Source organism: Pseudomonas sp. 1D4 (genome assembly GCF_001728925.1).
Lineage (GTDB): Bacteria > Pseudomonadota > Gammaproteobacteria > Pseudomonadales > Pseudomonadaceae > Metapseudomonas > Metapseudomonas otitidis.
This window is the reverse complement of record NZ_LXJQ01000068.1, coordinates 20,615-27,878: the sequence shown is the minus strand read 5'-3', so window position 1 is coordinate 27,878 and position 7,264 is coordinate 20,615. Positions and strand designations below refer to the sequence as shown.

Genomic DNA, 7,264 nt, shown 5'->3' with positions numbered 1-7,264 from the left:
ATAAAAAAACCCGCCGAGGCGGGTCTCTTAGTGATGGCTCATCGCTCTATGTCCGTTCGACAGAACGGGCATTTGGTTGCTTGCGGCAAGATCATCTCAGCGCAGGCCGGACATGGCACCCGCTTCGGCTTCAACTTGAACAGGGAGAACCCCTGTTTGGGTGAGCCGTACTGCCTCAAGCCTTCACTGATCTGTGACGGCCCCCGCCCAGCAATACGGTCAAATCCGCGCAAGAACGCGATAGCCAGCACCACAACGATGATGGTTACGAACAGCTCCATGGCAATCTCCCTTTCGACCACGCGGCCAATGTAGCAGATGCCATGGATGCGATCAGTCCTTGTTCTCGATTTCCCAATGCCAGATTGCGGCTTCGTCGAGGTCGAAGATCTGCGGGTCGGGCAGCATCGTGATCTGCACCGGGACGGTGCCGAACTCCTGCCCCGGGTTGAGGGGGATGCCGCCGTTGAGGGCGATCTTGCAGTAACGGCCGACGATGCGGCGCAGCTCCTGGTCGCCCGCCTCGTTACGCTGCGGCAGCATGACCCGGTAGAACCGCTGCCCGGTGACGAACGGTTTGACCAAGTCCACAGTCGGGTAGCTGTAACTCGCCTTGATGGGCAGCTTCTTATCGGTGCCGCTGACAGCGCCGATTGCGGTGGCCAGGGGGCCACCCGGCAGAATCCGCAGACCGCCCGGCACCGCCGCCCAGTCGATGTTCTTGGTGTAGGTCGTTGCGCCGTCGGCGCTGGTGACCTCGGTCACGTCGAGGGTCAGCTTGTCGAGCTTGATGACGCGCCCGACGCGGGCATCGTGCTCCTCGTCGGTGACCGTGCCCTGGGGGACGCGCTCGACGCTGCCATACATGGCGATGGCGGCGGCCTGGGCGCTGAACGAGACGGCCTCGCCACTGATGACCATCTGGCTGGTGGACGTGACCTGGTCCAGCGGCGGCAGGCCGGGACGCCGGGGGTCCGGAATGGTCGATTCGTTGGTGGTCGGCTCGGCCGACAGGTTCTGCAGGATGAAAACCTCTTCGAAGTCCCACCCAGGATAGAGCGCCACCAGCAGCGGGCCCCGGAACATTTGCGTGTTGAGCATGATTGGCTCCTCGGCCTGCGGCCGGTCAGTTGTAGGTTTCGACGTAGCTGACGCCGATGTTGATCAGCAGCGAGACGGCGGCCACGCCGTTGTGGGCGCCGTCCACCACCTCGCTGCTCTGGTCTTCCTCGACCAGGCCGGGCATTTGTTGCTCAGGGTCCGTCTGGCCGAAACCGAGGGCCCGGAGTACCTCCACCTCGGCCAGGTCCAGGTCGTCGTCCGTGACGGTGACGGGAAATACGATCTCGACCTGGTAGGCACGCACGCGGGCGCCCTGCAGGCTGGCCACTCCGGTCAGCTGGTCGACGCCTCGCCGGAGGATTGCGAAGGGGCGCGGGGCCTTGTCCGGGATCTTCTCGCGGGCGTACACCCGCTTGAGTTCGAGGGCGTAGCCGTTGCCGGGGTTGATGGCGCGCAGGCGCTCCAGCACCTGCTCGCGCCGTTTGCTGGCGTTGGTCATCAGGCTCTTCCTGTGCGGATCAGCTCGCGGCGGATGCGGCGCTCGACCTCCTGCTGGAGGAAAGCATTCACCCAGCGCACCGCCTTGGGGGTAGTCAGTTGGCGGAACCAGTAGGCGACGCTCGGCCCCTGGGCGTTCTGCAGGGCGCGCCGGTAGGTGTAGGACGTGACCTGCGGGTTACGCGCACCAGGCCCGACCGAACGTGCCCGGCTGCTGCGGGTGGACAGCGGCTGCCGCTTGTCCCCGGCGGGGTTGACGAAGCCGGCGGCAATCTTTCGGCCGCCCGGCCCCATCACCCACACACGGGCTCGGGTCGGGCTGATGGGGTCGAACCCCCAGCGCTTGTACTGGATCACCTCCACGCCGGAGCTGGAGGGGATGATTCGGGCATTCAGACGCCGACTGCGAGCCCGCTTGATCACCAGGCGCTTGCGCACGGACGCCCCCTTGAACGCCACGCCCAGGGGCTGGACGTACAGGGTTTTCCGCGCCTCGGTGGCGGTGGTGTTGAGCGCGCCCCGCAGGACACGCTCGAAACCGTTCTTGATGCCCTCCAGCCGCGCCCGCGCCTGCTGCTCGCCCTGGAGCGATACGGCCAGCCTCATGACTCAGCCTCCAGCCACAGGCCGCGCACCACGCCGTCATCCCTCTCTTTCGCCAGGGACAGGACGGTATAGCGCACGCCGTCCGCCTCCAGTTGGTCCCCCTCCTCCACCCGACCGGCCTCGATCAGCGCCACCTCGGCATAGGTCCGCAGGACAGGCGCCTGGTCGTACTGGGCATTGAGGAAGGGCACGTCGAAGGCGAGGAACACCCGGCAACAGCGCGGGGCCAGGCCCTCGCGCTGGACGGTGGCGGGGATGCCCACGAACTCCTCGCAGCTCATGGCCAGCTCGGCACGGTCGCCGCGAAAGTCGCGGGCACTGGTGATGCGGAGCAGGCGCGCCCCATGCACCAGATAGCGCCCCTGCTGCAGCTCGGCGCTCCAGCGTGCTCGCACGTCCACCAATGCCGGCACCCGCAGGCCCGAGGCGGCGGGCACGTCGCCGGCATCCTTGGTGCGGATGCTCATGGCTCGGCAGCCATGGGCGCGGACCTCCATGTCCTGGGTCAGGGACAGTACCCGGACCCGGTGTCGCAGTTGTCCAGCTCGCATGTCAGAACCTCGGCGGCACGGTGATTTCGGACAGCATGCTGTCCAGGTAGGTGGCCGGCAGTTGGGTCAGGATGGTTCCGACCACCAGGGTTTCCCGGTTCTCGTTCGCCGTGGCGGCATGCATCAGCAACCACAGCCGCACCGAGGGGTGGGCGTCCAGGTCGAGCCCGCCCCGGTAACGGATCTGCAGCCGACCGGGAGGCCGGCCTGCAGGGAAGTGCAAGAAGCTCTCCCGCTGCCCCTGCTCCAGCCGCGTAGCGACGGTGAGCGGCAGGGCGCTGCCGTCGGCCTGCAGTTGGGCCACCTCCAGCACCTGGGCGGCCTGCCCGACATCGAGCGGGTGACCGGAGCCATAGGACTCCGGCCACTCTTCGACGTACTCAGCCGGACGGATTGCCGCGCCCGTGCGCTCCTCTGCCTGCGCGATGACGCCGGGAATGATGACGCCCTCAATCAGCGGCTTCTCCAGGTCCTCCGGCTCGATGCGGCAGTGCCGCGCCACGTCCTCCAGGGTCACCCCTGGAGGCTCTACGTAGGCAATCCGGCGGGCCATGGTCAGGGCTTCTCGTCGTCAGCGCCGTCGTCAGGGTCGGCGCCGCCTGCGCCCTCGCCGGGCGGAGGGGTGGGAATGTCGTCACCATCGCCACCCTCATCGCCCGGGCCGGGCGGCGTGGGCTCCGTCTCCGGCTTGGCGTTCTTGCCGCCCTTGCCGCCGCCCTTGCTCGCCGCCGGCCGGCCGGAGCGGTTGCCGGTGGCGCTGCCAGCTCCTGCCGTCAGCTCCAGCACGCCGGCCGAGGCCAGCTTTTCCGCATCTGCCTCGGGCAGTCGCGTCTCATCACCACAGAAAAACGGGCTCCAGGCGCGCAGGAAGCGCACCGCTACTTTGTCGCTCATGGGTTCACCTTCCAGTCATGAGCCCCGCCCGGCCGGGCGGGGCGGTGGGTTTACATGTTTTTGCCCCAAGTCACCTTGGTCGCTACCACGATCAGCTCGGCGTGGCGGGGGCCGAAGTCATGCTTGGCGATCACGCGGACCAGGGACTGGTCGCGCTGGAAGGCGCTGACGGTGTTGCCGCCCGCGTCCTTGTAGGTGGCTTCCTTGCTGAAGTCGATGACCAGATCCATGTCCTCGCCGATCATCATGTCGGCGAAGTTCACGAAGTAGATCTCGGACTCGTCGCCGGCAGCGCCGAGGGTGACGGGGATCTGAGCGCTCAACCCCACCGGGTAGCCCTTGAACATCCCCGCGTCGATCTCGGGATAGGCCTTGTTGCCGTTGCCATCGCGCTGGGCTTGCAGCCAGCGCAGGCTGCGCGGGTGCATCAGCCAGCCGCAGCCGTTCAGCTCGGCGTTCGCCGTTTCGACGCGGAGCATCATGCCGCCCAGGAACAGGTCGAGCTGCTGCAGACTGGGGCTGGCAGGCGCCTCGATCACGTTGGAGGCCGGGGCCCAGTAGCGCAGGCCCTTGGGCAGCTTGCCGGCACCGCCATCGGAACGGATGAAGTGCAGGTCTTCCGACAGCCCCATGCTGGTGAACAGGTCATTGGCGACCAACTGGTCGACGCGAGGGTTGACGCCCGCGTTGCGGATCAGGTCGTTGGAGATGGGCACCAGGGCGGTGGCCTTCTTGCCGGACAGCTGGGTGTCCCCGAACGTCATGCCGGTCACCGGGATGTCTTCCTCGGTGCCGATATAGGTGACCAGGGTGTTGCCGGTGATTCGCGGCATGGTGAGGTTGCCGTTGTTCAGCGGCAAGCTGCGCACGCCCATCTTGCGGACGACCGACTTGGGGCGCAGCGCCTCGATCACCTCGGTGGAGAAGTTCTCCGGCACCAGGACGCCGCCCGCGCCCGGGGTCACGGTGGACAGGGCCATCTGCACGCCCTGGTCGAATCCGCCCGCCTTGGCCAGCTCAGCCGCCTGCGCTTGGTTGCCCTGGGCCTGGGCCAGCAGGCGCACCATCTGTGCCATGCCGGCACCGGCCAACGGCTTGCCGTAGGGGCCTTCGATGCGGCCGGCCGGCGGCGATTGAATGCCGGCGGCGCTTTCATTCAGCGGCACCGCTGCCGCAGCGGCGGCACGCTCGGCCATCTCGGCGCGGGAAATCTTGTCGGTGAGGGCGTTGAACTGGGCTTCCAGCTCGGTGAACTGGGCCAGCTGCTCGGTGGTGAGCGCGCCGCCACCGGCCTCGATCTTGGCCAGGGTCTGGAGCTTTTCGTTCAGCTCGGCGCGTTCGCTACGCAGTTTGAGTACGAGGGACATTGCTTGCCTCCTAGGCATGAAAAAGCCCGCACAGGGCAGGCTCGGTTGACTGCCGCGAACGCGGTCAGAGTTGGGTTTGAATCGCCAGGGCCGCAGCCCGGACGCTGACGCGGCCACCGGGTCGGGCGGCGCGCGCCTCTGCTACAGCACGGGACAGCCCGTCGACGGCGTCCTGGGGGCTCTGCAGCCGGTCGGCCAAGCCGGCGTCGATGGCCTTGGCACCACGGAACAGGCCGGCCTCGGTTGCGCGGACCTGGGCCGGGGAAAGGCCCCGATACTCAGCCACCGCGCTGACGAACAGCTCATAGCTTTCCTGCACCAGGTCGTTGAGCACCTGCAGGGATTGCTCGCTCAGGGGCTCATGGGGGCTCAGGTCGTTCTTGTGAGCCCCGGCATAGACGGTGGTGACCTTGACGCCGGCCTGTTCCTCCATCCGTGAGCGATCCATGTGACTGGCGATGACACCGATGGAGCCGACGCCGGAGGTCTGGCTGACGACCAGCTCGCTGCAGGCGCTGCCCAGCAGGTAGCCCCCGCTGTAGGCCATGAAGTTCACCAGGCCGGTGATGGGCTTGACCTGGCTCATGGCGCGGATGTCGGCCGCCATCTCGAACGCCCCGACGGCAGCACCGCCCGGGCTGTCGATATCCAGCACGATGCGCTCGACCATGGGGTCGTCCACCGCTTGGCGCAGTGAGGCCCGCAGGCCCTCATAGCTGGTCATGGTCTCGCAGGCGTTGATGTGGCTGCCCCGGCTCACCAGCACGCCATGCACGGGGATCACTTCCACCCCGGTGCGTGCGATGGTGGCGCGGCGCTGTTCCTGCAGCCGCGCCTCCATGGAGACGTAGCTGTCATCGTCGTCCCACAGGCCGACCGTGCCGGGGGCCGGGCCGATGTTGATGATGTTTAGGCTCATGGCCTGGTTGGCCCAGCGGACGCCCAGGTCCAGCATGTCGGGCGTCACCAGCAGCGGCTGATTGAACAGCAGGCTGGAGGCTCTGAGGTGTCGTTTCATTGCTGCAGCATCCTCGCAATCTCGGCCTGCTGCAGCTCCAGCTGCGCACGCACGTTGGGGTTGTTGGGGTCGGGGATCTTCGATGCATCCACCATATTCAGGGGCTGCAGGTAGGTGTCGCCGGCCTGCACCGGGGGCATGTTCTCCAGCCGCCGAATGTCGTTGACCGACAGCCACCCCCACTGCCTGCCGATGGCATAGGCCTCATAACGGGACTTCTGGTCACCGCGCAGCAGGCCGGACAGGTTGAACTCGATGAAGTAGTCGCGCCTGTCCTGGGGCAGCAAGAAGTCCCGCATCATTGCCTGTTCGTGGCGCTTGGCCCACGGCAGCAGGCCGAAGACCACGAACTGGATCAGCAGCTGCTCGATGCTGTTGTAATTGGCCTTCTCCAGGTCGTTGACCATGGGCAGCGGCACCTTGTAGATCCGCGCCACGTCGGTGCCGGTGAGCTTCAACAGGTTCACGATCTCGGCGTCGGCGTGGGTCATGGTGACCGGCTTGAACGTCATGCCCTCTTGCAGCAATGCGACCTTGCGGGCGTTGTCGACTCCCGAGAACTTCTCGCCCCACTGGCCGACGATGCGGTCGATGGTGCCCTGGTCCTTGATGGGCGCCGCCTCGAGGGGGCGCTCGATGACGCCCGCGACCGACACGCCGTTGGCGAACGACTTGCCGGTGTAGCGCTGGATCGCCTGCGCCATGCCCACCGTTTCGGCATGCAGCTCGATGGGCGACAGGCCGGTGTAGTGGTTGAGCGAATGCCACCGGACGTGGTGGATGTGGCGAGCGGGCAGCGGCTCGGAGGCGCCTATGCGGTAGTACGGCAACAGGTCCGCCCCCTTGAGCACCTGGACCTTGTCGTGATCCAGGGGCCAGAGCGCGGTGATGTTCCCATCCTCCCGCCGCTCGACCAGGTTGTAACCGTTGCCGCGCAGGCCGGCGGCGACCTGCAGGCACTCCATTCGCTCATACGGGGTCTGAAACCCGTTCGGGGCGTAGCGCAGCACGTCATAGGCCGGGTGGTTCACGGCTGACTCACGCTGGCCGTTCTGGCCTCGCCGGTACAGTTCGAGGGGCAGTTGCCCCAGTGACTCGGCGTACAGCGTGACGCAGTTCTGCAGCACCGGCACGCCCAGGGCCGTCTCGGGGGTGACCCGGACGCCGGCGCTGTTGCGACCGCCACCGAGCTGGCCACGCCAGAAGCCGCTATCAGCGGCCACCAGGTTGCCCTCGCGCTTGCCGGTCAGTGAGGAAAAGAACATGGG

General features: G+C 67.0%; 10 protein-coding genes. All 10 read right to left on the bottom strand.

Annotation, left to right across the window (positions count from 1 at the left end):
- Nucleotides 1–38 precede the first annotated feature (38 nt).
- Nucleotides 39–281 (bottom strand): RING finger protein, encoded by a 243-nt coding sequence (locus tag A7D27_RS24625; RefSeq protein WP_069566420.1) that lies wholly within the window; start codon nucleotides 279–281, stop codon nucleotides 39–41.
- A gap of 52 nt (nucleotides 282–333) precedes the next feature.
- The gene (locus tag A7D27_RS24620; RefSeq protein WP_069566419.1) at nucleotides 334–1,101 is read right to left on the bottom strand and encodes a hypothetical protein; all 768 of its coding nucleotides are present in this window, start codon (nucleotides 1,099–1,101) and stop codon (nucleotides 334–336) included.
- A 25-nt stretch (nucleotides 1,102–1,126) separates the two neighbouring features.
- Nucleotides 1,127–1,561, bottom strand: a complete 435-nt coding sequence (locus A7D27_RS24615; RefSeq protein ID WP_069566418.1) for a hypothetical protein — start codon at nucleotides 1,559–1,561, stop codon at nucleotides 1,127–1,129.
- A complete protein-coding gene (locus A7D27_RS24610) occupies nucleotides 1,561–2,166 on the bottom strand; it encodes a hypothetical protein (protein ID WP_069566417.1) in 606 nt (201 codons plus the stop codon). The genes A7D27_RS24615 and A7D27_RS24610 overlap by 1 nt, the downstream gene beginning before the upstream one ends.
- Nucleotides 2,163–2,717, bottom strand: a complete 555-nt coding sequence (locus tag A7D27_RS24605; RefSeq protein WP_069566416.1) for a hypothetical protein — start codon at nucleotides 2,715–2,717, stop codon at nucleotides 2,163–2,165. Before A7D27_RS24605 ends, A7D27_RS24610 begins: the two co-directional genes overlap by 4 nt.
- Before the next feature lies 1 nt (nucleotide 2,718).
- Nucleotides 2,719–3,270 carry a hypothetical protein gene (locus A7D27_RS24600; protein WP_069566415.1) on the bottom strand — a complete coding sequence of 184 codons (552 nt, stop codon included), beginning with the start codon at nucleotides 3,268–3,270 and terminating at the stop codon, nucleotides 2,719–2,721.
- A gap of 2 nt (nucleotides 3,271–3,272) precedes the next feature.
- Nucleotides 3,273–3,611 (bottom strand): hypothetical protein, encoded by a 339-nt coding sequence (locus A7D27_RS24595; RefSeq protein WP_069566414.1) that lies wholly within the window; start codon nucleotides 3,609–3,611, stop codon nucleotides 3,273–3,275.
- A 50-nt stretch (nucleotides 3,612–3,661) separates the two neighbouring features.
- Nucleotides 3,662–4,978, bottom strand: a complete 1,317-nt coding sequence (locus tag A7D27_RS24590) for a phage major capsid protein (protein ID WP_069566413.1) — start codon at nucleotides 4,976–4,978, stop codon at nucleotides 3,662–3,664.
- Between the two features lie 64 nt (nucleotides 4,979–5,042).
- Nucleotides 5,043–5,996 carry a S49 family peptidase gene (locus tag A7D27_RS24585; RefSeq protein WP_069566412.1) on the bottom strand — a complete coding sequence of 318 codons (954 nt, stop codon included), beginning with the start codon at nucleotides 5,994–5,996 and terminating at the stop codon, nucleotides 5,043–5,045.
- The gene (locus tag A7D27_RS24580; protein ID WP_069566411.1) at nucleotides 5,993–7,261 is read right to left on the bottom strand and encodes a phage portal protein; all 1,269 of its coding nucleotides are present in this window, start codon (nucleotides 7,259–7,261) and stop codon (nucleotides 5,993–5,995) included. Before A7D27_RS24580 ends, A7D27_RS24585 begins: the two co-directional genes overlap by 4 nt.
- Nucleotides 7,262–7,264: the final 3 nt, after the last annotated feature.